This window comes from Streptomyces sp. NPDC006458 (genome assembly GCF_040612135.1).
Classification (GTDB): domain Bacteria; phylum Actinomycetota; class Actinomycetes; order Streptomycetales; family Streptomycetaceae; genus Streptomyces.
Genome location: NZ_JBEXPR010000011.1, coordinates 228392 through 251296, shown reverse-complemented (window position 1 = coordinate 251296; position 22905 = coordinate 228392). Strand labels below are relative to the sequence as shown.

At 73.0% G+C, this 22905-nt stretch carries 23 protein-coding genes and 1 pseudogene; 11 read left to right on the top strand and 13 right to left on the bottom strand.

Annotation, left to right across the window (positions count from 1 at the left end; all coding sequences use genetic code 11):
- Window positions 1-204 precede the first annotated feature (204 nt).
- Window positions 205-831 carry a TetR/AcrR family transcriptional regulator gene (locus ABZZ79_RS17740; protein WP_356689841.1) on the top strand — a complete coding sequence of 209 codons (627 nt, stop codon included), beginning with the start codon at window positions 205-207 and terminating at the stop codon, window positions 829-831.
- A gap of 19 nt (window positions 832-850) precedes the next feature.
- Here ABZZ79_RS17740 and ABZZ79_RS17735 read toward each other — a convergent pair whose 3' ends face one another.
- On the bottom strand, window positions 851-1312 hold the full coding sequence (locus tag ABZZ79_RS17735) for a MaoC family dehydratase (RefSeq protein ID WP_356689840.1): 462 nt from the start codon (window positions 1310-1312) through the stop codon (window positions 851-853).
- Window positions 1313-1443: 131 nt separating this feature from the next.
- Between ABZZ79_RS17735 and soxR the strand changes: the two genes are divergently transcribed.
- Window positions 1444-1962: a redox-sensitive transcriptional activator SoxR gene (gene soxR / locus ABZZ79_RS17730; protein ID WP_356689839.1), complete on the top strand. Its 519-nt coding sequence runs from the start codon at window positions 1444-1446 to the stop codon at window positions 1960-1962.
- 598 nt (window positions 1963-2560) lie between these two features.
- On the opposite strand, the gene ABZZ79_RS17725 is transcribed toward soxR, so the two are convergent.
- Entirely contained in the window at window positions 2561-3169 is a 609-nt protein-coding gene (locus ABZZ79_RS17725; RefSeq protein ID WP_356689838.1) for a hypothetical protein, read from the bottom strand.
- A gap of 207 nt (window positions 3170-3376) precedes the next feature.
- Between ABZZ79_RS17725 and ABZZ79_RS17720 the strand changes: the two are divergent.
- Window positions 3377-4875 (top strand): annotated as a pseudogene (locus ABZZ79_RS17720) (penicillin acylase family protein).
- Between the two features lie 26 nt (window positions 4876-4901).
- Here the strand turns inward: ABZZ79_RS17720 and ABZZ79_RS17715 are convergent.
- Together ABZZ79_RS17715 and ABZZ79_RS17710 are read right to left on the bottom strand one after the other, a co-directional pair.
- Window positions 4902-6206, bottom strand: a complete 1305-nt coding sequence (locus ABZZ79_RS17715; protein ID WP_356689837.1) for a serine-threonine protein kinase — start codon at window positions 6204-6206, stop codon at window positions 4902-4904.
- A gap of 81 nt (window positions 6207-6287) precedes the next feature.
- Window positions 6288-7526: a DUF1343 domain-containing protein gene (locus ABZZ79_RS17710; RefSeq protein ID WP_356689836.1), complete on the bottom strand. Its 1239-nt coding sequence runs from the start codon at window positions 7524-7526 to the stop codon at window positions 6288-6290.
- Between the two features lie 208 nt (window positions 7527-7734).
- Here ABZZ79_RS17710 and ABZZ79_RS17705 point away from each other — a divergent pair, with 208 nt between their 5' ends.
- Both ABZZ79_RS17705 and ABZZ79_RS17700 read left to right on the top strand, forming a co-directional pair.
- Entirely contained in the window at window positions 7735-8499 is a 765-nt protein-coding gene (locus ABZZ79_RS17705; RefSeq protein ID WP_356689835.1) for an SDR family oxidoreductase, read from the top strand.
- Window positions 8500-8585: 86 nt separating this feature from the next.
- A complete protein-coding gene (locus ABZZ79_RS17700) occupies window positions 8586-9179 on the top strand; it encodes a TetR/AcrR family transcriptional regulator (protein ID WP_356689834.1) in 594 nt (197 codons plus the stop codon).
- Between the two features lie 87 nt (window positions 9180-9266).
- Here ABZZ79_RS17700 and ABZZ79_RS17695 read toward each other — a convergent pair whose 3' ends face one another.
- From ABZZ79_RS17695 to ABZZ79_RS17685, 3 genes are all read right to left on the bottom strand, one after another.
- Window positions 9267-10481 (bottom strand): acyl-CoA dehydrogenase family protein, encoded by a 1215-nt coding sequence (locus ABZZ79_RS17695; RefSeq protein WP_356689833.1) that lies wholly within the window; start codon window positions 10479-10481, stop codon window positions 9267-9269.
- A gap of 6 nt (window positions 10482-10487) precedes the next feature.
- Window positions 10488-11507, bottom strand: coding sequence for a phosphotransferase family protein (locus tag ABZZ79_RS17690; RefSeq protein WP_356689832.1), 1020 nt, complete (start codon window positions 11505-11507; stop codon window positions 10488-10490).
- A 389-nt stretch (window positions 11508-11896) separates the two neighbouring features.
- Entirely contained in the window at window positions 11897-12193 is a 297-nt protein-coding gene (locus ABZZ79_RS17685) for a hypothetical protein (protein ID WP_356689831.1), read from the bottom strand.
- Between the two features lie 90 nt (window positions 12194-12283).
- On the opposite strand from ABZZ79_RS17685, the gene ABZZ79_RS17680 reads away from it, so the two are divergent.
- A complete protein-coding gene (locus tag ABZZ79_RS17680; protein ID WP_356689830.1) occupies window positions 12284-13210 on the top strand; it encodes an NADP-dependent oxidoreductase in 927 nt (308 codons plus the stop codon).
- A 44-nt stretch (window positions 13211-13254) separates the two neighbouring features.
- On the opposite strand, the gene ABZZ79_RS17675 is transcribed toward ABZZ79_RS17680, so the two are convergent.
- The 4 genes from ABZZ79_RS17675 to ABZZ79_RS17660 all read right to left on the bottom strand — a co-directional run bounded on the left by ABZZ79_RS17675 (window position 13255) and on the right by ABZZ79_RS17660 (window position 16145).
- The gene (locus ABZZ79_RS17675) at window positions 13255-13575 is read right to left on the bottom strand and encodes a DUF202 domain-containing protein (RefSeq protein ID WP_356689829.1); all 321 of its coding nucleotides are present in this window, start codon (window positions 13573-13575) and stop codon (window positions 13255-13257) included.
- On the bottom strand, window positions 13572-13964 hold the full coding sequence (locus tag ABZZ79_RS17670) for a DUF202 domain-containing protein (protein WP_356689828.1): 393 nt from the start codon (window positions 13962-13964) through the stop codon (window positions 13572-13574). The genes ABZZ79_RS17675 and ABZZ79_RS17670 overlap by 4 nt, the downstream gene beginning before the upstream one ends.
- Window positions 13965-14557: 593 nt before the next feature.
- The gene (locus ABZZ79_RS17665; protein ID WP_356689827.1) at window positions 14558-15085 is read right to left on the bottom strand and encodes an NUDIX domain-containing protein; all 528 of its coding nucleotides are present in this window, start codon (window positions 15083-15085) and stop codon (window positions 14558-14560) included.
- A 151-nt stretch (window positions 15086-15236) separates the two neighbouring features.
- Complete coding sequence (locus ABZZ79_RS17660) at window positions 15237-16145, bottom strand: DMT family transporter (protein ID WP_356689826.1); 909 nt, start codon at window positions 16143-16145, stop codon at window positions 15237-15239.
- 465 nt (window positions 16146-16610) lie between these two features.
- Between ABZZ79_RS17660 and ABZZ79_RS17655 the strand changes: the two genes are divergently transcribed.
- The 4 genes from ABZZ79_RS17655 to ABZZ79_RS17640 all read left to right on the top strand — a co-directional run bounded on the left by ABZZ79_RS17655 (window position 16611) and on the right by ABZZ79_RS17640 (window position 20790).
- Window positions 16611-17561, top strand: coding sequence for a hypothetical protein (locus ABZZ79_RS17655; protein ID WP_356689825.1), 951 nt, complete (start codon window positions 16611-16613; stop codon window positions 17559-17561).
- A gap of 102 nt (window positions 17562-17663) precedes the next feature.
- A complete protein-coding gene (locus tag ABZZ79_RS17650) occupies window positions 17664-19208 on the top strand; it encodes an APC family permease (protein WP_356689824.1) in 1545 nt (514 codons plus the stop codon).
- Window positions 19209-19433: 225 nt separating this feature from the next.
- On the top strand, window positions 19434-20183 hold the full coding sequence (locus ABZZ79_RS17645) for a molybdopterin-dependent oxidoreductase (RefSeq protein WP_356689852.1): 750 nt from the start codon (window positions 19434-19436) through the stop codon (window positions 20181-20183).
- A complete protein-coding gene (locus ABZZ79_RS17640; RefSeq protein WP_356689823.1) occupies window positions 20167-20790 on the top strand; it encodes a cytochrome b/b6 domain-containing protein in 624 nt (207 codons plus the stop codon). Before ABZZ79_RS17645 ends, ABZZ79_RS17640 begins: the two co-directional genes overlap by 17 nt.
- Window positions 20791-20981: 191 nt before the next feature.
- Here the strand turns inward: ABZZ79_RS17640 and ABZZ79_RS17635 are convergent, their stop codons facing one another.
- On the bottom strand, window positions 20982-21500 hold the full coding sequence (locus tag ABZZ79_RS17635) for a gluconokinase (RefSeq protein WP_356689822.1): 519 nt from the start codon (window positions 21498-21500) through the stop codon (window positions 20982-20984).
- A gap of 140 nt (window positions 21501-21640) precedes the next feature.
- On the opposite strand from ABZZ79_RS17635, the gene ABZZ79_RS17630 reads away from it, so the two are divergent.
- Window positions 21641-22342 carry a FadR/GntR family transcriptional regulator gene (locus tag ABZZ79_RS17630; RefSeq protein ID WP_356689821.1) on the top strand — a complete coding sequence of 234 codons (702 nt, stop codon included), beginning with the start codon at window positions 21641-21643 and terminating at the stop codon, window positions 22340-22342.
- A 148-nt stretch (window positions 22343-22490) separates the two neighbouring features.
- Here ABZZ79_RS17630 and ABZZ79_RS17625 read toward each other — a convergent pair whose 3' ends face one another.
- Window positions 22491-22904 carry a YchJ family metal-binding protein gene (locus ABZZ79_RS17625; RefSeq protein WP_356689820.1) on the bottom strand — a complete coding sequence of 138 codons (414 nt, stop codon included), beginning with the start codon at window positions 22902-22904 and terminating at the stop codon, window positions 22491-22493.
- Window position 22905 lies beyond the last annotated feature (1 nt).

Genomic DNA, 22905 nt, shown 5'->3' with positions numbered 1-22905 from the left:
CATCGACCGGACCACCTACAAAGCAGCCATCAACATCACCATGCTCACAACCAGCACTTGACGCCCCGGCCCCGCCCTTAACTGAACGGCGTTGGCTCTAGAATCCCCGAGGCCGACGGGCAGGGGGCTGAGCGAGCGCTCTAAGCGGCCGCTCACCCGCGGCTGTATGGTGGTCTCCCTGTGAGCGAGAGGGGCGAACGAGCGATGAGTACGGCGGAGGAGACCACGGGCGGCGAGCCGCAGGCGTGGGACGAGGTCACGCCCGACGCGGCCCGGCGGCTGCTGGTGGCCGCGGTGGAGGCCTTCGCCGAGCGCGGCTACCACGCCACGACCACCCGTGACATCGCCGGCCGCGCGGGCATGAGCCCGGCCGCGCTCTACATCCACTACAAGACCAAGGAGGAGCTCCTCCACCGGATCAGCCGGATCGGTCACCAGAAGGCGCTGGACATCCTGCGCACCGCGGCCGCCCGCGAGGGCACCGCCACCGAGCGCCTCGCCGACGCCGTGAGCTCCTTCGTCCGCTGGCACGCGGGCGGCCGTACCACCGCCCGTGTCGTCCAGTACGAGCTCGACTCGCTCGGCCCGGACGCCCGCGCCGAGATCGTCGGTCTGCGCCGCCAGGTCGACGGCGAGGTGCGCGGCATCATCGAGGACGGCGTGGCCTCGGGCGAGTTCGACGTGCCCGACGTGCACGGCACCACCCTCGCCGTGCTCTCCCTGTGCATCGATGTGGCCCGCTGGTTCAACGTGGAGGGCTCGCGCACCCCCGACGAGGTCGGCGCGCTGTACGCCGACCTCGTGCTGCGGATGGTGGGCGCGGGCGGGTGAGCCGCGCGCCCGGCCGGTGTCAGAGGTAGTAGCGGGACACCGACTCGGCCACGCACACCGGTTTGTCGCCGCCCTCGCGCTCCACCACGAAGGCGACGGCCACCTGCACACCACCCTGGACGTCCTCGACCCCGGTGATCGACGCGGTGGCGCGCAGCCGGGAGCCGACCGGCACGGGCGAGGGGAAGCGGACCTTGTTCGTGCCGTAGTTGACGCCCATCTTCACGCCCTCGACGCCGATCAGCTGCGGCCCGAACAGCGGCAGCAGCGACAGGGTCAGATAGCCGTGCGCGATGGTCGTGCCGAACGGCCCGGCCGCGGCCTTCTCCGGGTCCACGTGGATCCACTGGTGGTCACCCGTGGCGTCGGCGAACAGGTCGATCCGCTTCTGGTCGACCTCCACCCAGTCGGTGTACCCCAGCTGCTCGCCCACCGCCGCCTTGAGCTCGTCGACGGACGTGAAGATCCTCGGCTCTGCCATGTCGTCCCTGGCCTTCCCTGCGCATCACACGGTCACCATGTCTAAGCGACTGCTTAGCATGCTCGGATGGAGGCGTGCTGTCAACGGGCCGCCCCGCCTCACCCGCTCGGCGGATGGGTAGGCTTCGGGGAGTGCCCCAGATTCCCGAGAAGATCCACGAGCTCACGGTCGGCCAGCTCTCCGCGCGCAGTGGTGCCGCCGTCTCCGCCCTCCACTTCTACGAGTCCAAGGGTCTGATCAGCAGCCGCCGCACGAGCGGCAACCAGCGCCGCTACACCCGGGACACCCTGCGCCGCGTCGCCTTCGTCCGGGCCGCCCAGCGGGTGGGCATCCCGCTGGCCACGATCAGGGACGCCCTCGCCGAGCTCCCCGAGGAACGCACCCCCACCCACGAGGACTGGGCCCGTCTCTCCGAGACCTGGCGCTCCGAGCTCGACGAGCGCATCAGCCAGCTCAACCGCCTGCGCGACCATCTCACCGACTGCATCGGCTGCGGCTGTCTCTCCCTCGACACCTGCGCCCTGTCCAACCCCGACGACACCTTCGGCGAGCGCATCAGCGGCTCCCGGCTCATGGTCGAACGCGGCGCCTCCCGCAACCACCGCCCCCGCGACCCCCGTCCGGCAGTCGAGCCGGACCAGTGCTGCTAGGGCAGCGCCTCCCGCAACCACCGCCCCCGCGACCCCCGTCCGGCCGTCCAGCCGGACCAGTGCTGCTAGGGCGCTGCCGGCGCGCGGAGCCCTGACGGGACGTCCCCGTGACGTCACCCGCCCTCGGCCGGCCCTCGCCGAGATCGGCCAGGTCCTCGCCGGGTTCGCCAACTCGCGGGAGTCCGGCTGCGGTCGACGCCACGGCGAGGACGAGCTGGAGTGTCCGCGCCGTACGGCGGCCCGACCAGGGTGAGAGCGGCCTCGCCACCCTCGCCGAGTTGCTCGCCCCGCCTCACGACGAGCGCCGGCCGCACCCGTACCGCGAGAGTGCCGCGGCCGCCGGCTGACCGTCGGTCACGGCCGTCACCGCGTGGGACCGCCGTGACCTGTCCGGCGCCCGACCAGAAGGGGGTGCGGCATCCCCTGCGCACCCCCCGGAACCCCGTACCGAGCGGCCCCCGTCTTACGACCCCGTACCTTGCGACCCCCGTCACGCACGCCCCCGTGCCGAGCGCCCCCGTGGCCCCCGTGTCCGGCGAACCCCCGCGCACCCCCGTACCCCCGCCGTCGAGCGAGGGCGGACGGTCGGGCGCGGCCCTCAGGCCGAGACCGGGACCAGCATCCGTCCGCGCCTGGCCTCCGCCAGCGCCGTGGGTGCCAGCACCGGACGCGGGACGAGGATCCCGCAGTCCACGCAGACCGGCCCGGACGACGGCTCATGGGCCAGCTCGTGCACCCAGACCAGCCGCTCCCCGTCGCACACCGGGCACGACGCCCCCGGCTCGCGCTCCAGCGCGGCGATGATCCGCCGCAGCACCTCGGCCAGCGGCTCGCGCGGGTGGACCCCGGGGTCGTCGCACCAGGCGACACCGAACCCGCCCCAGGTCAGCCGGTGCCAGTCGTCCACGCTGCCCGGCCGCCGCAGCCCGTCGTGCTTCTCCTTCCTGCGCCGCTCGGCGAACTCCGCCTCGTAGGCGAGCCACACCGCCCGTGCCTCCTCCAGTTCCTCCAGCGCGGCCACGAGCCGCGCGGGGTCGGGGGAGCGGTCCTCCGGGCCGAAACCGGCCCGGGAGCACAAGTGGTCCCAGGTCGCCCTGTGCCCGTAGGGAGCGAAGCGCTCCAGGCACTTGCGCAGCGAATAGCGCCGCAGCGCCAGATCGCACCGCGGATCACGCACCTGTCTAGCAAGACTCCGGAATCCGGCCATCGCCCTGCACCTCCGTCACATCTGCACCTGTACTTCGGTCAGTTCGGCGTCGTCGTACGGACGTCACCGCATAGACGTACCGACCCCCGATCCGGCTCCCTCCCGACTCCCGGCCCCCGCCAACACCCGGAAATCTGAGGCATGTTCATCTTCGAACGCGGGGATACCGGCGGTAACGCCCGGCTCGAACCGTCGGTAGGAGCTGCCATGCCACGGCACACCCCCCGCAACCTGCTCGACAGACTGAGAACTCCCCACGGAATCGCCGAGTTCCTGAAGACGGCATCCGTATGCGCCCTCATTGCCGGTCTTTTGTCCCCGCTTTCCCCGCTTTCCCCGGCCGCCCCGGCGGCAGCCGCCCCCGCCCCCGCCGCGGCGGGGGCCGCGGACCACTGCGGCGGCCGGTGCTCGGACGTCCTGCCGCCCGGTCAGAACGGCAACGCGACCCTTGCCCAGATCCTGCTCAACCAGGCCTTCGGCACCAAGCCCGCGCACTCCGCCGACCAACTCGGCCCGTACGCCAAGCTGGCCACCGGCTACCCCGCTCTCACCGAGGCCACACTCACGAGTTTCTTCAACGACGCCTCCTTCGGCGTCCCCGCCGACCAGGTCGCCTCCACCGTCCGCCCCGCCGGCCGCACCGACGTCACGATCGTCCGCGACAAGAAGACGGGTGTCCCGCACATCACCGGCACCACCCGTTACGGCACCGAGTTCGGCGCCGGGTACGCGGCGGCCGAGGACCGGCTGTGGCTGATGGACGTCTTCCGGCACGTCGGACGCGGCGAGCTGACCTCCTTCGCGGGCGGCGCCCCCGCCAGCCAGGGCCTGGAGCAGGAGTTCTGGCGCAACGCCCCCTACACCGAGGTCCAACTCCAGGCGCAGATGGACAACGCTGTCGCCCGCAACGGCACCCGCGGTCAGCAGGCGCTCGCGGACGTCGACGCCTACCTCGCCGGCATCAACGCCTACACGACGACCGGGTGGAGCGGCTGGTCGCCGCGGGCGGGGTGACCCGGGGCGCGCTGGTGAGGGCGATGGCCGAGGCGGGCCTCACCGACCTGCGCGCCGAGGACGTCCTGCCGGACCTGCTCAAGGTGGTCACCAGCACGCCCGTGACCGACCCGGCGGCCGCGACGGCTGTGTCCAGGCTCCAGACGTGGCTGTCGGCGGGCGGCCGGCGCACCGAGACGTCGGCGGGCTCCAAGGCCTACGCGCACGCCGACGCGATCCGCCTCCTGGACGCGTGGTGGCCGCTGCTGGTCCGGGCCGAGTTCGAACCGGGCCTCGGTTCCGGCCTGTACACCGCGATGACCGCCAACCTGCCCGTCGACGAGTCCCCGTCGGCCGCCCACGGTCCGACCGGCGCGCACGCCGGGAGCTCCTTCCAGTACGGCTGGTGGAGCTATGTCGACAAGGACATCCGGGCGGTGCTCGACGAGCCGGTGCGGGGGCCCCTGGGGCGCGAGTACTGCGGTGGCGGCAGCCTGAGCGCCTGCCGTGACCTGCTCCTGACCACCCTCAAGGATGCCGCGGGCCGGACGGCCGCCCAGGTCTACCCCGGCGACGATCAGTGCGCGGCGGGCGACCAGTGGTGCGCCGACTCGATCGTCCACCGCACGCTCGGCGGCATCAGGCACGACAGGATCAGCTGGCAGAACCGGCCCACCTACCAGCAGGTCGTGGAGTTCACCTCGCACCGCTGACCTCACCCGCGTCCGGCGGCGGGCCGTCACCCGATCCGGCCCGCCGCCACCACCACCTGCGCCAGCTCCCGGTGCACGATGTCGCTGTGCGCCCCGGCGGGCGGCCCGCCGCGCCGCACCACGGACGCCACGTCGATGTTCACGCACCCGGACGCCGGGATCCGGCCCGCCGCCGCGTCGGCGAGCGTGCACACACGCGTGCCCGGCAGGGCCTGGATCCCGTCGTACCCGACGGCGCCCCATCTGGCCCCGAGCGAACGCCCGATGTCGAGTCCCGCGACGGCGACGGACCGGTCGTCGCCCGCCATCCGCGAGGCCAGCGGATACATCGTGCCCAGGGCGGAGTCGTGCCGGGAGTGGCAGCACACCACGGGACCTTCCACCCGCGCGGGACGCCCGTGCAGCGCGCCCCGCGCGCGCGTGCCCGGCACCCGTTCGGCGAACGCGTAGTGCGAGAAGGCCCCTTGCAGCAAGGTCACCGACTTCACCGTGCGCACGCCCTGGGGCAGCCCGCGCAGCGCGAACGCCACCAGCCGGGCCCCGAAGCTGTGCCCGACCAGATGCACGCGCACCCCCGGTGCCACCTCCGCGAGCTGCCCGATCACCCGGCCGAGCCCCAGCTCGCCGACCGTGCCCGCCCGCTGTTTCATCGCGTAGTACGTCGCCTGCCGCAGCAACTCCTGTGCCCCGTCCCAGGGGTTGGGGAGGGAGAACGCGGCCGTGCCGCCGGGTGCCGCGCAGGCGGCGAGCCCCCGCGCGAAGTCCTCGCAGACCTCCGCCACGGGCGCGGTCAGCATCGCGGGCCCGTTCTCGCCGGTGGTGTCGGTGGCGGTCAGCGCCCGCGGCCAGGCCCGTTCGTCCTCCACCAGGAGCCGTACCAGCCGGCCGAACTCGGCCAGTTCGGCCGCCCCGCGCGACTGCTGCTCGAGCAGCCCCGCGAGCCGCTCCACGACATCGGCGCGGCCGGGAAAGGTCACCAGCAGCGCCCTCAGCGTGTCCTCGCCGAGCCCGCTCCCCGCGGCCGGGGCGACCGCCGCTCGCGGGAAGTCGGGGATCGGCTCGTCCGAGAACCGCATCGACGGCCACACCACGCCCGCGTAGCCGAGCGCCGCCCCCGGCGCCAGGGCGGGGAACGGCTCCAGGAAGCGGCTGTAGAGCCCGGTCGCCATCGAGCGGTCGTTGTTCCAGCCGTGCGCGAGGACCACCAGGTCGGCGACGCCGCGCCGCGCCACCTCGCCGAGGAAGCGCTCGCGGCGGCGCCGGTCGGCGTCGCCGTCGGCGTCGAAGGTGAGCTCCCAGTAGGGAGCGACGCTCATTTCGGTTGTCGCCATGACAAGCCCCCTCGTCCCCCGGACCACGCACGGTGTGGCGCATCGTCCTGCCAACGGGGGCGCTTGGCCATACGTCACGGCTCACCGGTACAGCAGATACTCCCGCCGCACCCGCCGGAAGGCCGCCAGCTCCTCCTGCCAGCCCGCCACCACCTCGTCGGTGTCCGCCCCCGCGTCGATCGCGGTTCGCACCCAGGTGGAGCCGGTGAGCTTGTCGATCCAGTTGTCGGCGCGCCAGGCGAACCCGCTCCAGGCCCGTCTGGCGGTCACCAGCAGCGCGATCCCGGTACGGACGGGGTCGTAGGCGGCCCGGTCGTGGACGTGGAGCTGCACCCCGCCGACGGTCCTGCCCTGGAACTTGGAGAAGGTCGGCGCGAAGTACGCCTCCCGGAACCGTACGCCGGGCAGCCCCAGTTCGTTCGCGGCCGCGGCCCAGCGCCCGTCCAGGCCCTCCGCGCCGAGCAGTTCGAACGGCCGGGTCGTGCCGCGCCCCTCGGAGAGGTTGGTGCCCTCGAACAGACAGGTTCCCGCGTACACCAGCGCGGTGTCCGGGGTCGGCATGTTCGGGCTCGGCGGCACCCAGGGCAGCCCGGAGTCGTCGTGGAACTCCGAGCGCCGCCAGCCGGTCATCTCCACGGTGTGCAGCGGCACCGGCTCGGCGAGGAACTCCCCGTTGAACAGCAGCGCCAGCTCGGCGACGGTCATCCCGTGGGCCTGCGCGATCGGCTCGCGTCCGACGAAGGTGGCGAACTCCTTGTGCAGCACCGGACCTTCGGCGGACCGCCCGGTGACCGGGTTGGGCCGGTCCAGCACGACGAACCGTTTCCCCGCGAGCCGTGCCGCCTCCATGCAGTCGTAGAGCGTCCAGATGTACGTGTAGAAGCGCGCGCCCACGTCCTGGATGTCGAAGACGACCGTGTCCACACCGGAGGCGGTGAAGACGTCGGCCAGCGGCCGGCCGCTCTTGAGGTAGGTGTCGTAGACCGGCAGTCCGGTGGCGGGGTCGTCGTAGCGGCCCTCGGAGCCGCCCGCCTGCGCGGTGCCGCGGAAACCGTGCTCGGGGCCGAAGACGGCGGTCAGGTCCACCCGGTCGTCGGCGTGCATGACGTCGACGATGTGCCGTGCGTCCCGGGTGATGCCGGTGGGGTTGGTGACGACGCCGGTCCGCTGGCCCGCCAGCGGGGCGTACCCGTCCGCGGCCAGGCGCTCGAACCCGGTGCGCAGCCGGCGTCCGCCGCCCGAGGGGGCCGCCGCGGCGGGGGCCGCCGACGCCGCCACCGCGGCGGTCGTGGCGAGCAGGCTTCGTCTGGACAGCTTCATGCGGTGACCTCCGTGATCCCAGCGGGTGTCATGCCCACGCACGCTAGCGCGGGGCCCCGCCGCGCGGAACGAGGCCGACCGGGGACGTCCCCCGAAAGCCACCCCTTCCTCTCGACATACCGACTGGTTAGTCTGTCGCTGCGCGGCGCCGTGCGTGCCGTGGTCGCGCGTCGCGGTCGTCGTCGACGCCGTATGCCGAAGGAGGCCGATGGTGGAAGCCGTGCAGGACGCCCGAGTGGTCGTCACCGGGGCGGGAGGAGGCATCGGAGCCGCGCTCGCCCGCCGCTTCGCCGCCGAAGGCGCCCGCGTCGTCGTCAACGACCTCGACGCGGACAAGGCCGGGGCCGTGGCCGCGGAGATCGGCGGCATCGCGGTCCCCGGCGACGCCTCCCTGATCGTCGAGGAGGCCCGCGCCGTGCTCGGCGGCGCCGTCGACATCTACTGCGCCAACGCCGGCGTCGCCTCGGGCGGCACTCAGGCGGCCGAGGACGAGGTGTGGGACCTCGCCTGGGACGTCAACGTCATGGCCCATGTCCGCGCGGCCCGTGCCCTGCTCCCGCACTGGCTGGAGCGCGGCGACGGCCGCTTCGTCTCCACCGTCTCCGCCGCCGGGCTGCTCACCATGATCGGCGCCGCTCCCTACAGCGTCACCAAGCACGGCGCCTACGCCTTCGCCGAGTGGCTCTCGCTCACCTACCGCCACCGCGGCCTGAAGGTCCACGCCATCTGCCCGCAGGGCGTGCGCACCGACATGCTCGACGCCACCGGAAGCGCGGGTGACCTGGTGCTCGTACCCACCGCCATCGAGCCGGACGACGTCGCCGACGCCCTCTTCAAGGGCATCGCGGACAACCGCTTCCTCATCCTGCCGCACCCCGAGGTGGCCGCCTTCTACCAGGCCCGCGCCACCGACCCCGACCGCTGGCTGGGCGGCATGAGCCGTGTCCAGCGCGCATGGGAGTCGGGCGCGTGAGGCGTCCATGGGAAGATCTCCCGTCAGGAATCGCTTCCCGCGGCGGACACGGCCCGGGGGCATGAACGGAAAGGCAGGTGGCGGCAGTGGCCAGGACGACGGACGGGGAAGGTACGCCTGTGCCGCAGCGGCTCCTGGCCGCCGCCACCCGTCTCTTCGCCGACCAGGGGTACGACCGCACCTCCGTGCAGGAGATCGTGGAGGCGGCCGGCGTCACCAAGGGTGCGCTCTACCACTACTTCGGCTCCAAGGACGACCTCCTGCACGAGGTGTACGCGCGCCTGCTGCGCGTCCAGCAGGAGCGCCTGGACGCCTTCGCGAACGCCGACGAGCCGATCGAGAAGCGGGTGCGCGACGCGGCCGCCGACGTCGTGGTCACCACCATCGAGAACCTCGACGACGCGATGATCTTCTTCCGGTCCATGCACCAGCTCAGCCCGGAGAAGAACAAGCAGGTCCGCGCCGAGCGGCGGCGCTACCACGAACGCTTCCGCGCGCTGATCGAGGAGGGCCAGCAGGCGGGAGTCTTCACCACCGCCAACCCGGCCGACCTGGTGGTGGACTACCACTTCGGCTCGATCCACCACCTGTCCACCTGGTACCGCCCCGACGGCCCCATGAGCCCCCAGCAGGTCGCCGACCACCTGGCCGACCTGCTGCTGCGCGCACTGCGGCCGTAACGGGCCGCCTGTCGGCGCATGAGTAAGGGGCGACCATCCATGGCGGTCGCCCCTTACGCACGTCCCCGACGGGTACTTCCCCGGCCCTTACAGGTACTTCTTCAGCTCACGCCGTGCCAGCGACCGCTGGTGCACCTCGTCCGGCCCGTCGGCCAGCATCAGCGTGCGGGCCGCCGCGTACAGCTCTGCCAGCGGGAAGTCCTGGCTCACCCCGCCCGCGCCGTGCAGCTGGATCGCCCGGTCGACGATGTCCACCACCGCGCGCGGGGTCGCGATCTTGATGGCCTGGATCTCCGTGTGCGCGCCCTTGTTGCCCACGGTGTCCATCAGCCAGGCCGTCTTCAGCACCAGCAGCCGCAGTTGCTCGACCGCCACACGCGCGTCGGCGATCCAGTTGTGCACCACGCCCTGCTGCGCCAGCGCCTTGCCGAACGCGGTACGCGACACGGCCCGCCTGCACATCAGCTCGATCGCCCGCTCCGCCATGCCGATCAGCCGCATGCAGTGGTGGATGCGGCCCGGACCGAGACGGGCCTGGGCGATGGCGAAGCCGCCGCCCTCCTCGCCGATCAGGTTCGACACCGGCACGCGCGCGTGGTCGAAGACCACCTCGGCGTGACCGCCGTGGTAGTGGTCCGCGTAACCGAACACCTTCATGGCCCGCGTGATCGTGACACCCGGCGTGTCGCGCGGGACGAGCACCATGGACTGCTGACGGCGGATGTCCGGCCCGTCCGGGTCGGTCTTGCCCATCACGATGAAGATCTGACAGTCCGGGTTCATCGCCCCGGAGATGTACCACTTGCGGCCGGTGACGACGTACTCGTCGCTGTCCCGCGCGATGTGCGTGGTGATGTTGGTGGCGTCCGAGGAGGCCACCTCCGGCTCGGTCATCGCGAACGCCGAACGGATCTCACCGGACAGCAGCGGCTCCAGCCACTGCTTCTTCTGCTCCTCGCTGCCGAACTGCGCCAGCACCTCCATGTTGCCGGTGTCCGGCGCCGCGCAGTTCAGCGCGGTCGGCGCCAGGTGGGGGGAGCGGCCGGTGATCTCGGCCAGCGGCGCGTACTGGAGGTTCGTCAGCCCGGCGCCGTGCTCGGCGTCCGGCAGGAACAGGTTCCACAGCCCCTGACGGCGCGCCTCGGCCTTCAGCTCCTCCACGACCGGCGGGTTGTCCCACGGCGAGGCGAGCGCCGCGCGCTGCTCATCGGCCACCGCCTCGGCCGGGTAGACGTACTCGTCCATGAAGGCCAGCAGCTTGGCGCGCAGCTCCTCGGTGTGCGCGTCGAACGCGAAGTCCATGTCCTGTCAGCCTTCCTGAAGAGTGGTCAGACCGTGCTGGATGAAGATCGGCACCAGCTCGCCGATGCGGTCGAAGCCGGGCCCGACCGTCTGGCCGAGCGTGTAGCGGTAGTGGATGCCTTCGAGGATCACGGCGAGCTTGAACCAGGCGAAGGCGGTGTACCAGGAGACGGCGGAGACGTCCCGGCCCGAACGGGCGGCGTACCGCTCGATCAGCTCGGCGGGGGAGGGGTGCCCGGCGGCCGTTGCGGTGGTGCTCACCGGCGAGTCAGGCACCTCCAGCGGCTCGCTGTACATCACCAGCAGGCCGAGGTCGGTGAGCGGGTCGCCGAGCGTCGACATCTCCCAGTCGAGGATCGCCTTGATCTTGTCGTCGGCGCCGATCAGGACGTTGTCCAGGCGGTAGTCGCCGTGCACGACGGTCGGCGCGGGGGAGGAGGGCAGCGCGCGGCCGAGGGCGGCGTGCAACTCGTCGATGCCGGCCAGGTCGCGGTTGCGGGAGGCGTCCAGCTGCTTGCCCCAGCGGCGCAGCTGCCGGTCCAGGAAGCCCTCGGGCCGTCCGAAGTCGGCGAGGCCCACCTCGGCCGGGTCCACCGCGTGCAGCTCGACGAGGGTGTCCACCAGCGACAGCACCGCCTCGCGGGTGCGCTGCGGGCCCAGCGGGGCCAGCTGGTCGGCGGTGCGGTACGGCGTCCCGGCCACGAAGTCCATGACGTAGAAGGGGGCCCCGAGCAGTTCCTCGTCCTCGCACAGCAGCACGGGGGCCGGCACCGGCACATCGGTCGGGTGCAGCGCGCTGATCACCCGGAACTCGCGCTTCATGTCGTGCGCGGTGGCCAGGACATGGCCGAGCGGAGGCCGCCGTACGACCCACTGCGAGGAGCCGTCCGCCACTCTGTACGTCAGGTTCGACCGTCCACCCTCGATCAGCCGGCCGGTCAGGGTGCCCTGCACGAGGCCGGGCCGCTCGCGGTCGAGCAGGCCGCGCAGCCGGTCGAGGTCGAGCCCGGGCGGGTGGTCGGTCATCGTCGCTCCTACATGCGTGTCAACGGTATGCGATTCATGATGCCGACTGGTCGGTATGCCGTCCAGAGCGAGGGGCGAACGTGATCGGTGCCACGACGGCCGACGGCTCCCCGCGCGCTCGCGCGAGGAGCCGTCGATGGCGCGTTTCCTCCGGTCGGAACCGATGGCGCCGAGAGGGATCGATCGCGAAGGAGGTCTCGGCGATCGTCGGTGATCAGGGCCGGTCGCGGGTGGTCGGTGACCGTCCTTGGCCGTCGCTGCCGGTCGCCGGTCGCCGGGTGCCGGTCGCGGGTCGGCGGTCGTGCCGGTCGCCGGTCGGCGGTGGTGCCGGTGGTCCGGGTGGCCGTCGCGGCCGCTCCGGGGTCCTGCCGGTGGCTGTCGTGCTCGGCTCAGTGATCGTCCCAGTGGCCGTCGTGGGCCGCGTGGCGGTGGCCGTCGTGCAGATAGTCCAGATGGTCGCCGTGCGCGACCGCGCTGTGCCCGCAGTTCTCGCCGTGCTGGTGGTCGTGCCCGTCGTGGGCGCTGTGCCCGGCGGGCTCGCACTCGTCCCAGTGACCGCCGTGCTCCCGGTGCAGATGGCCGTCGTGGGCGTAGTCGACGTGGTCGCCGTGCGGCACCGCGGTGTGGCCGCAGTCCGGACCGTGGGTGTGGCTGTGCGTGCTGTGTTCCTGATGCAGGGTGGTCATCTCGCCAACCTTCGAATGTCGGGTTCGCGAAGTGGAACATATCGGACGAGCTGGTTGCGTGCCCCCCGGGCGGCCCGGAGTGTCGGAGATATGAAGGCCATCAGCTACAGCCGCTTCGGCGGATCCGAGGTCCTGGAGTACGCCGACGTCCGCGACCCCAAGGTCGGGCCCGACTCGGTGCTCGTGAAGGTGCGGGCCGCCGCCGTCAACCCGGTGGACTGGAAGTGCCGCGAGGGCTACCTCGACGGCATCCTCGACACCGTCTTCCCGGTGATCCCGGGCTGGGACGTCTCGGGCGTCGTCGTCCAGCCGGGCGCGGCCGTGACGGAGTTCGAGGCGGGTGACGAGGTCATCGGCTACGTCCGCGAGGACTTCCTGTCCCGCGGCACCTTCGCCGAGTACGTCGCCGCGCCCGTGCGCACCCTCGCCCGCAAGCCCCGCAACCTCACCTTCGAGCAGGCGGCCGGGCTGCCGCTCGCGGGCCTGACCGCCTACCAGGTGCTGGTCAGGGCGCTGCACGTCAAGGAGGGCGAGACCGTCCTGGTGCACGCGGCCGCGGGTGGCGTCGGCTCCCTGGCCGTGCAGATCGCCCGGCGGCTCGGTGCCCGGGTCATCGGCACCGCGAGTGAGGCCAACCACGCGTTCGTCCGCGAGCTCGGCGGCGAGCCCGTGACCTACGGCGACGGCCTCGCCGACCGGGTGCGCGCGCTCGCGCCGGCCGGCCTGGACGCCGCCTTCGACACCATCGGCGGCGACACCCTGCGCCTGTCGGCCCAGTTGCTCTCGCCCGAGGGGCGGCTGGCCTCGATCGCCGACACGGAGGTCGCGAGCCTCGGCGGCCACTTCTGCTTCGTCCGGCCCGAGGCCGGGGACCTCCAGCAGCTGGCCGAGTACGCCGAGGAGGGCGCGCTGTCGGTGCATGTGTCCGACACATTCCCCCTGGAGCGGGCCGCGGACGCCCTGCGTCTCAACCAGGAGGGCCGCACCCGCGGCAAGATCGTGGTGACGGTGGCCTGAGCCACCTCGCGGCCGACGACGGGTCCCTGGAGCGCCAGGGGCCGTCAGAACAGCAGGGCCGTCGCGCAGGCCGCCAGCGCCACCGTGCACAGCGTCGCCGCGGTGGCCAGGCGGGCGGTGAGCGCGCGTGGGCGGCCGGGCGCCGACAGGGCCCGGATGCGGTGGTGGGCGACCAGCAGGAAGCCCAGCCAGAGCAGACAGCACAGGGCGCACACCAGGGCGGAGGCCGCCGTGACGCCGCCGTGCAGAGTGGTGCGCACGGCGAGCACGGCGGCCACGGTGGACGACAGCGTCGTACGCCGCCACGCCAGCCGCGTCCGCTCGGGCTGGAGCCCGGGGTCGCGCTCCGGGGCGGCCCCGCTCACCCCTCCCACCCGAGCAGCACCACGACGACCATCACCACGGCCACGAAGGCGACGACCAGGCTCAGGACCGCCGGGAAACGCGACCCCGGCAGGTCCTCGCCCTGTCGCATGGCCCGCTCGCAGCGCACCCAGTGGTTCACGGCGCGCAGCGAGCACAGCACGCCCGCCGCCAGCAGCGCGAGCGCGAGGCCGAGCCGCCACCCCCAGCGAAGGTCCGGCAGGAACTGGTCCACCGCGAACCCGCCGCCGATCAGCGCGAGCGCCGTGCGCAGCCAGGCCAGGAAGGTGCGTTCGTTGGCCAGGGAGAACCGGTAGTCCGGGGTGTCGCCCTCCGCGCGGATCCGCTCGGGCGCGAACCACATCCGGACGTTTCGCACGAGTTCGATCACGCGACGGACCCTATCCGGTACACGGACCGACGGCGTTCTCGACGGTGGCGGACGGCACGTGCACCCGGCCCGACCAGCCGACGGCCGGCCCGCGGCCGCTATGCCGTGGCCTGCGACCCGCAAGCCTGTGGCCCGGAATCCCGCAACCCACGGCCCGTGGGCCGCAAGCTTGCGGCCCGGAAACCCGCTAGCCCGGAAGCCCGGAAGCCCGGAGGCCTGTGGCCTGCGAGCCTGCGGCCCGTGGCCTGCAAGCCCGTGGCCCACAAGTCTGTGGCTCGGAAGCCCGCAACCCACGGCCCGTGGCCCGCAAGCTTGCGGCCCGGAAGCCCACTAGCCCGCAAGACCGGAAGCCCGGAGGCCTGTGGCCCACAAGTCTGTGGCCCGCAACCCACGGCCCGTGGTCTGGAAGCCCGTGGCCCGCAAGCTTGCGGCCCGGAAGCCCGCCAGCCCGCAAGACCGGAAGCCCGGAGGCCCATGGCCCGGACGCCCGCAGCCTGTGGCCTGCAAGCCCGGCCTGTGGCCCGCGAGCCCAGAGGCCGCGGCCCGGAAGCCCGCAGGCCCGCAGCCTGCGCCCCGCAAGCCCGTCGACCGGCTCAGTCGGCCGAGGGCCGCCCCGTCGCCCGGACCTCCGCCAGCCTCTCGTACGCCGCGAGTCCGTCCGGCACCCACTCCCACTCGCTCAGCCGCGCCCTCAGCTCCTCCTCGGTGACGAAGTCGTGCCAGGCGACCTCCTCGACCTGCGGCCGGACCGGCAGCTCGCACCGGACCTCGTACACGGCCGACCACCAGCTCTGCCCGGCCCCGTCGTCGTAGAGGAACTTGAACAGGAACGTCGGCCGCGGCAGCCCGCTCACGCCGAGTTCCTCCTCGGCCTCGCGCAGGGCGGCCTCGTCGTAGGGCTCGCCGGTGCCGACGACACCGCCCACGAACATGTCGTACAGGGAGGGGAAGACCAGCTTGGTCGCGGTGCGGCGGTGGACGAAGATCCGGCCCTTCGCGTCCCGTGCCTGGATGAACACGCACCGGTGGCGCAGCCCCTTCGCGTAGACCTCCCCGCGCGGAAGCCGGCCGATGACCTGGTCGTGTTCGTCGACGACGTCGAGGATCTCGTCAGCGCTCATGGGGCCATCCAACCAGCAGGCCGTGCCCGCGGCGGTCCCGGGCGGTCGGCGAGGGCGGCCTATCGCGTCAGCGCGGCCATGGCTAATGGGGGGCCGTTCAGCTCGGCAGGCCGCGCCTGCGGCGGCCCGGGCGGTCGGCGAGGGCGTCGCCCTACCGCGTCTGCAGGGCCACCCGGCCCGGTACCGCGGGTACCACGGGCGCCGCCGCGCCCCGGGGCATCGCCGGGTGCATCCCGAGCAGCACGATCCCCGCGACCACGGCGGTGAGCCCGGCCGCCTCCCAGGCGAGCGCGCCCGCGTCGGTGCGCAGCCGGTCGCCGAGGAAGCCGACACCGCAGATGATGCCCGCCAGCGGCTGGGCCGCGGTCAGCGCGGGCAGGGAGGCCCGCAGCGAGGCCTTCTCGAAGGCGCTCTGGACGAGCAGCAGCCCGGTGACGCCCAGCAGCAGGACGGCGTAGAGCTGCCAGCCGGTGAGCAGCTCGGCGAAGCCGCCGGTGGAGAAACGTTCGCCGCTGACGCGGGTGAGCGCGTCCTGGACGCCGTAGAGCAGTCCGGCGGCCAGGGCCAGCAGAGTCGGGCCGGAGCCGATGCGGGAGCGCTTGGCGTACGCCGTGAGGAGCAGGGCCAGGCCCACCATCGGGCCGATGATCAGCCAGGGGCGCAGCGGGTCGGCGACGGCGCTGCCGCCGCGCGGCTCGCCCGCCACGATGAAGGCGCTCACCCCGCCCGCGAGCAGCGCCAGGCCCGCCCAGCCCTGGCGGCCCAGCGGCTGCCGGGTCTGGCGGCGGGACAGGGCGAGGGCGAACAGGAGGTTCGTGGCCAGCAGCGGTTCCACGAAGGAGATCTCGCCCTGGCCGAGGGCCACCGCGCCGAGCGCCATGCCCGCGACCATCAGGGCGATGCCGCCCAGCCAGCGCGGCATCCGCATCAGGTCGAGCAGCAGCCGGGGCGAGAGGAAGTCGCCGATCGGGGCGCGCTGGGCGGCGTTCTGCTGGAGGACGAACCCGAATCCCAGGCAGCAGGCGGCACCGACGGCGAGAAGCAGAACCAGAACCGACACGCTGCGAGTACCTCGGGATCTTCCGACCGGACCGGGGGAGGGCGCGGACAGATAGGGGCCCGGAAGCCGGGACCGGCTCCGGTGGCGCCGGGGAGCGACCCGGGGGGAAGTGCCCGGGACGGGCGCCTTGCGCACGGTCGCGGCACACCCGGGAACCTGGGCGGCGGCACGTCCGCACGACCCATGGTCAGGGGAGGAACCGGACCGCGCTATGACCTACGTCACACTAACGGCCTGCGAAGTATGCCGGAATCGTCCCCTCCAGGCGGTCCCAAGCATCGCAACTGCCTCACCGGCCACACCAGTTGAACCGTGTCACGCCACGACGGCACTTGACGATGACGTGGCCTCCGGGTTGGCTGTGTGTGATCGGCTGATGACGGGGGCTGACCACCGCGCCGTCAGCGGTCTTTGCCGTACCCGGCTCCCCGCATCGTCGTCATCACCGTCTGAGGATGTCTCTCGGTGTCACCACCCCCGCCTCCCCTGGGCCGCGCCCGCAAGCGCTCGGCCCAGACCTTCGACGCGGCGCTCGACGACACCGACCTCGCGGCCGCGCGCGCCGCCCTGTCCCAGGGCCGCTGGCAGGTCGCCCGCACCCTGCTCGCCCTCACGGGTGACGACTGGGACCGCCGGGGCCACCGCGTCGTCGTCCTCGCGGCCGAGAAGTACAGCGCCGCCTGGGCCCGCGAGTGGCGGCTCGCCGAGCCCGAGTCCGCCGACGCCTCGGTGCTGCTCGCCGTGTCCCTGGTGCGGCGCGCCCTGATCGGCAAGGAGAAGCCGGACCACGCCCGCGAGGCGTGCCGGACCGCGGCCGGCCTGCTGCCCGGCGACCCGACCCCGTGGCTCGGGCTGCTCCTGCTGGAGCGCGAGCGCGGCGGCGACCAGGACACGGCCCGCGCCTTCGACGAGGTCCGCCACCGGCACGCCGAGCACCACCACGCCCACCACCTGATGGTCGCCCGGCTCGCCGAGGCCCGCCCCGAGGCCGGACCCGACCCGCTGCACGAGGTCTACGACTTCGCCAACTGGGCCACCGAACAGGCGCCCGCGGACTCGCCGCTCGCGATGCTCCCGGTCGTCGCGCACGCCGAGCGCTACCGCGTGCTCGCCGCCGCGGGCCACGAGAGCCCCGACCCGGCCGCCTCCGGCCACTGGGTCGGCCGCCGGGCCCGGCAGGTGATGAAGGCCGCCTTCGACTGGTGGCTGGAGTGGGAGCACGAGGACCACCCGCGCCGCCTGGTCGACCTCAACTTCCTCGCCCACGCCAAGTCCTGCGAGGGCCGCGGCGCCGAGGCGGCCGCCCTGTTCCACCGCATCGGGGAGCACGTCACCCCGCAGCCCTGGTCCTACCCGGACCGCGATCCGCACGCCGCCTTCCGCGCCGCGCGCGCCCTCGCGCTCGGCGCGGGCTGAACCACCTCCCCGCCCCGCAACCCCCGCCCCGCAATCCCCGCCCCGCAACCCCCTGCACCGGTCCCCCCGAACAGTCCCACCGGCCCGAAAGGACGCACCCCGATGACAACGGGCAGTTCGAGAACCACCGCCCCCGCCAGCGCCGAGGGCATCAGCACGTTCAAGGGCCAGGAGCGCGACCTGCGCGCCGACCGACTCGGCACGGGCGGCCTGCTGCTGTCCGTCCTCGCGGCCACCGCCCCCCTCATGGTCGTCGCGGGTGTCATGCCCACGGCTTTCGCGGTGATGGGCGTCGTCGGCCAGCCCCTGATCTTCGTCGTCCTCGGCGTGACGCTGGTGCTGTTCGGCGTCGGATACGCCGAGATGAGCCGGCACGTCCACAACGCCGGCGCCTTCTACGCCTACATCTCCCGAGGACTCGGCGGCACCGCGGGCGCCGGCGCCTCGTTCCTCGCCCTGATCGCCTACAGCTCCATGCAGGTCGGCATCTACGGCATCTTCGGCTTCGAGGTCTCCGGTCTGCTCGCCACCTACGCCGACGCCGAGGTGGCCTGGTGGATACCCGCACTGCTGGCCGTCGCCGCCGTCGGCGCGCTCGGCTGGCTGAAGATCGACGTCAACGCGCGGCTGCTGGGCATCCTGCTGCTGATCGAACTGGTCCTCGTGGTGATCTTCGACGTCGCCGTGGTCGCCGACCCCGGCGCCGAGGGCCTGACGCTGCACGCCTTCAACCCCGACACGCTCACCGGCGCCGGCCTGGGCACCGCGCTGTGCTTCTGCATCGCCGCCTTCGCCGGCTTCGAGCAGGCCCCCGTCTACGCCGAGGAGACCAGCCGCCCGCACGTCCTCGTGCCGCGCGTGATGTTCCTCGCCATCGGCTTCGTCGCCGTCTTCTTCGCCCTCAGCTCCTGGGCCCTGACGGTCGCCACCGGGCCCTCGCAGATCGTGCCGTCCGCGCAGAAGGAGAGCGCCGGACTGCTGTTCGTCCTCAGCGAGTCCCGGCTCGGCGGCACCTTCACCGACGTGATGCACGTGCTGTTCGTGACCGGCATGTTCGCCGCCATGCTCAGCTTCCACAACGTCGTCGCCCGCTACGCCTTCGCCATGGGCCGCGAGGGACTGCTCCCGGCCGCCTTCGGCCGCACCACGGGCGGCAGCGGCGCGCCCGGCACCGGCTCCCTGCTCCAGACGGTCATCTCCCTCCTGGTCGTGGCGGGCTTCGCCATCGCCGACGACAAGCCGGTCGGCGACCCCACCGCGCCCGTCCTGCACCTGTTCACCTGGGGCGGCAACACCGGCGCGCTCGGTGTGATCCTGCTGATGGCGGCGGCGTCCTTCTCCGTGATCGCCTTCTTCGTCCGCCGTGGCGCCGTGGGCGCCCAGGCCTGGCGGCTGGCCGCCTCCGCCGTGGCCGGCCTCGCCCTGCTGGTGATCGCCGGTTACACGGTGAAGGACATCGATGTCCTGATCGGCGCCGGGCCCGGCTCCGCCGTGAACTGGATCCTGCCCGGCATCCTCGTGCTCGCCGTCGTCGTGGGCCTCGTCCACGGCCTGTACCTGCGCTCCCGCAACCCCGAGGCCCACGCCCGCATCGGGCTCGGCAACGAGGCGTTCCAGCTGGAGAAGGCGGCGGAGTCGGCGAACTGAGGCCGAACTCCTTCCGGAACCCGAATTCCTTCCGGAACCCGAATTCCTTCCGGAACTCGAACTCCTTCCGGAACCCGAACTCCTTCCAGAACTCCGACGAGCACCCGCGCACCCTGGCCTCCAGGGGGTCGCGGGTGCTCGAATGAGAAGGTGACCCCCGAACGACCCGAGCCGGAGGACGGCCCCGAGCGCGAGCCCGGCCTCAAGCCGACACCGGAGCCGCTCGTGCCCCCGGCCTCCGGGGAACGGCACGCCCCCGACCCCGACGACCCACGCGGCAAGCCCGTCGGCCGCCGGGTCTTCCTCGCCACCCTCGGCCTGGGCGCCCTCGGCGTGGTCGCCGCACCACCGCTGCAACGCGGGCTGGAGGCCTTCCTCGGCAGCGCGGCCGACCGGGACCCCACCGGGCTGACCGGACTGCTTCCCAACGGCGGGGGCTTCCGCTACTACTCCGTCGCCTCCTCCGTCCCCCACAAGGACGCCACCGACTACCGCCTCACCGTCGACGGCCTGGTCGACCGCCCCGCCACCTACACCCTGTCCGACCTCAGAGCCATGCCGCAGACCAGGCTCGTGCGCGACGTCCAGTGCGTCACCGGCTGGCGGGTCCCGCACACGCCCTTCGAGGGCGTACGGCTGTCCCGGCTGCTGGACGCGGCCGGCGTACGCCCGACGGCCCGGGCGATCCGCTTCACCTGCTTCGACGGCACCTACTCGGAGAGCCTCACCCTCGCCCAGGCCCGCCGAGCCGACGTGCTCGTCGCCCTGCGCATGCAGGACGAGGACCTCGGCCACGCCCACGGCGGGCCCGTCCGCCTGTACGTGGCGCCGATGTACTTCTACAAGTCCGCCAAGTGGCTCTCCGGTATCACGGTCACCGACCGCGTGCGCCCCGGCTACTGGGAGGAGCGCGGGTACGACGTGGACGCCTGGGTCGGCCGTTCGAACGGACGTGACGATGTCCCCACGACCTGACGCGCCCGCCCCTCGGAAGGGACTGCCGCGCTTCACCCCGGCCGAACGCTGGGTGCACCGCACGACGGCCGTCCTGATGGGCGTGTGCGTGGCCACGGCCGCCTGCCTCTACATCCCCGAACTCGCCCAGCTGGTGGGCCGCCGCGCCCTGCTGGTCCGGCTGCACGAGCTCTCGGGCCTGGCCCTGCCCGTCCCCCTCCTCACCGGCCTCGCCTCCCGCGCCCTGCGGGCCGACCTCGGCCGGCTCAACCGCTTCGGCCCCCACGACCGGCGCTGGCTGCGCGCGGTGCTGCGCCGCGACAGGCGGCCGTCGGCCCGTCCTTCGGCCAAGTTCAACGCCGGCCAGAAGATCTACGCCGCCTGGATCGCGGGCGCCACCCTTGTCATGCTCGGCACCGGTCTGCTGATGTGGTTCACCCACCTCACCCCGCTGCGCTGGCGCACCGGCGCGACCTTCGTCCACGACTGGCTCGCACTCACCGTCGGCATCGTGCTCGCCGGTCATATCGGCATGGCCCTGGCCGACCCGGAGGCCCGCCGGGGCCTGCGCACCGGGCGGGTGAGCCGGGAGTGGGCGGAGCGCGAGCACCCGCTCTGGCGGCCCTGACGCGCTGGCGCACCGATGATCACGCAGGGCCCGTCCGAGAAGCCGGAGCGCCGTCCGGGCTTCGGCGCCGGTCGGGCACCGGCACGTCGACCCAGCGCGCGGCGAACCGCGGTGACGCCGAGGTCGCCGCGAGGTGCGGGTGCCGCGGGGGCTAGGCCGTTTCTGATGGCTCTTGGTGGCCTGGGTGGATCTCAGAGCGCCGGGTCGGGAAGGCCGTTCAGGGCCCGCGCGGCCCGCTCGGTGATCTCCTCCGGGAGGCAGGACACGTCCACGGCCACCCCCGCCTCGTCCGCCTGGAGCGGCTGAAGCGTGGCGAACTGGGAGTCGAGCAGCGCCGTCGGCATGAAGTGGCCCCGGCGGTGCGCCATGCGGTCCTCGATCAGCGCGCGGTCGCCCGTGAGGTGCACGAACACGATCCCGGGCGCGGCCGCCCGGAGCCGGTCACGGTAGGCCCGCTTCAGCGCGGAGCTGCTGACCACACCGCCGAGCCCGGACCGGCCGTGCGCCCAGATGCCGATGGCGTCCAGCCACGGCGCGCGGTCCGCGTCGTCCAGCGGGACACCGGCCGACATCTTGTCGATGTTGGCCTGGGGGTGGAAGTCGTCGCCCTCGGCGTAGGGGACGCCGAGCCGGGCGGCGAGCAGAGGACCGATGGTGGTCTTGCCCGTTCCGGCTACGCCCATGACCACGACTACATGGGGGGTACGCACTGCTGTCTCCCTCGACCCGAGACGCCGGCCTCCGACGCCGGCGTCGCCCTACTGAAGCTCATTAGATACGACGAATTCAAGAAGCTGTGATGAATAAGTCTGACTTTTTGCTGGCGTGAGGAGCCCCGTACCCTGTGTGCATGACCACACCGGGCCGCGGACTGCACGGCCGTGTACTGGACGCCCTCGGCCCCGATATCACCGCCGGCGTCTACCCGCCGGGCAGTGTGCTGCGCACCGACGAACTGGCCCAGCGTTTCGACGTCTCCCGTTCCGTGATGCGCGAGGCCGTCCGCGTCCTCGAGTCGATGCACCTGGTGGAGTCCCGCCGCCGCGTCGGCGTCACCGTGCAGGCCGAGTGCGAGTGGAACGTCTACGACCCCGAGGTCATCCGCTGGCGCCTGGCCGGCGCCGATCGCCCGCGCCAACTGCGCTCGCTCACCGTGCTGCGCTCCGCGGTGGAACCCGTCGCGGCACGCCTCGCCGCCCTGCACGCCACCGCCGAGCAGTGCGCGGAGCTCACCGAGTGCGCCCTCGGCATGGTCGCCACCTCACGCGGCCACCAGCTGGAGGGCTATCTGTTCCACGACGTCGCCTTCCACCGGGTCATCCTCAAGGCCTCCGGCAACGAGATGTTCGCCCGCCTGGGCGACGTGGTCGCCGAGGTCCTCACCGGCCGTACCCACCACGACGTCATGTTCGAGGACCCCGACCCGGCCGCCGTCACCCTGCACGTCCAGGTCGCCGAGGCCGTCCGCGCCCGCGAGGCGGACCGGGCGGAGGAACTGACCCGCCAGATCACCGTCGGCGCCCTGCGGGAACTGGACATCCTCGCGCCCTGAGCGAGCACGCACGCTCCCGCGCCCCGAGCACGCACGCTCCCGCGCCCCGAGCACGCCCAGCCCGCTCAGCCCCCTCGGCCCGCTCAGCCCCCTCGGGCCGCCTCGGGCCGCCTCGGCGCGCTCAGCCCGCACAGCCCCCTCAGTCCCCTCAGTCCAGGAAGTCCCCGTCCACGTACACCCACGCCTCCTCGACCCGCTCGAACCGGCTGCGCTCGTGCAGCGACCCGCCCTCGAACGACGCCCGGAACGTCACGGTCCCCGTGCCGTGGAACGTCGACCCGCCCTCGGTCCCCAGGATCTCCAGACCCGTCCAGCGCATCCCCGGATCGAGGCCGAGCGTGCCCGGCCGTGTCCGCGGATGCCAGGTCCGCAGCAGATACCCCTCGTCCAGCCGCACGAACGCGCAGTAGCGCGAGCGCATCAGCGCCTCGGCGCTCGGCGCCCCGGCGGGCCCCGAGTGGAAACGGCCGCAGCAGGCCTCGTACGCCTCCGGCAGCCCGCACGGACACGCGACGGACCGTGCCGGCGTCGGACGGCCCTTGCGTCGGGCGGACTTGCTCATG

Excerpts from the sequence above, each read along its gene's own strand:
- ABZZ79_RS17735 (WP_356689840.1), bottom strand. The coding sequence starts at position 1,312 with ATGGCAGAGCCGAGGATCTTCACGTCCGTCGACGAGCTCAAGGCGGCG.
- ABZZ79_RS17725 (WP_356689838.1), bottom strand. The coding sequence starts at position 3,169 with ATGGCCGGATTCCGGAGTCTTGCTAGACAGGTGCGTGATCCGCGGTGC.
- ABZZ79_RS17740 (WP_356689841.1), top strand. The coding sequence starts at position 205 with ATGAGTACGGCGGAGGAGACCACGGGCGGCGAGCCGCAGGCGTGGGAC.
- ABZZ79_RS17665 (WP_356689827.1), bottom strand. The coding sequence starts at position 15,085 with ATGAGCGCTGACGAGATCCTCGACGTCGTCGACGAACACGACCAGGTC.
- ABZZ79_RS17680 (WP_356689830.1), top strand. The coding sequence starts at position 12,284 with ATGAAGGCCATCAGCTACAGCCGCTTCGGCGGATCCGAGGTCCTGGAG.
- ABZZ79_RS17705 (WP_356689835.1), top strand. The coding sequence starts at position 7,735 with ATGGTGGAAGCCGTGCAGGACGCCCGAGTGGTCGTCACCGGGGCGGGA.
- ABZZ79_RS17715 (WP_356689837.1), bottom strand. The coding sequence starts at position 6,206 with ATGGCGACAACCGAAATGAGCGTCGCTCCCTACTGGGAGCTCACCTTC.
- ABZZ79_RS17710 (WP_356689836.1), bottom strand. The coding sequence starts at position 7,526 with ATGAAGCTGTCCAGACGAAGCCTGCTCGCCACGACCGCCGCGGTGGCG.
- ABZZ79_RS17640 (WP_356689823.1), top strand. The coding sequence starts at position 20,167 with ATGTCCCCACGACCTGACGCGCCCGCCCCTCGGAAGGGACTGCCGCGC.
- ABZZ79_RS17685 (WP_356689831.1), bottom strand. The coding sequence starts at position 12,193 with ATGACCACCCTGCATCAGGAACACAGCACGCACAGCCACACCCACGGT.
- ABZZ79_RS17695 (WP_356689833.1), bottom strand. The coding sequence starts at position 10,481 with ATGGACTTCGCGTTCGACGCGCACACCGAGGAGCTGCGCGCCAAGCTG.
- ABZZ79_RS17625 (WP_356689820.1), bottom strand. The coding sequence starts at position 22,904 with ATGAGCAAGTCCGCCCGACGCAAGGGCCGTCCGACGCCGGCACGGTCC.
- ABZZ79_RS17650 (WP_356689824.1), top strand. The coding sequence starts at position 17,664 with ATGACAACGGGCAGTTCGAGAACCACCGCCCCCGCCAGCGCCGAGGGC.
- ABZZ79_RS17690 (WP_356689832.1), bottom strand. The coding sequence starts at position 11,507 with ATGACCGACCACCCGCCCGGGCTCGACCTCGACCGGCTGCGCGGCCTG.
- ABZZ79_RS17630 (WP_356689821.1), top strand. The coding sequence starts at position 21,641 with ATGACCACACCGGGCCGCGGACTGCACGGCCGTGTACTGGACGCCCTC.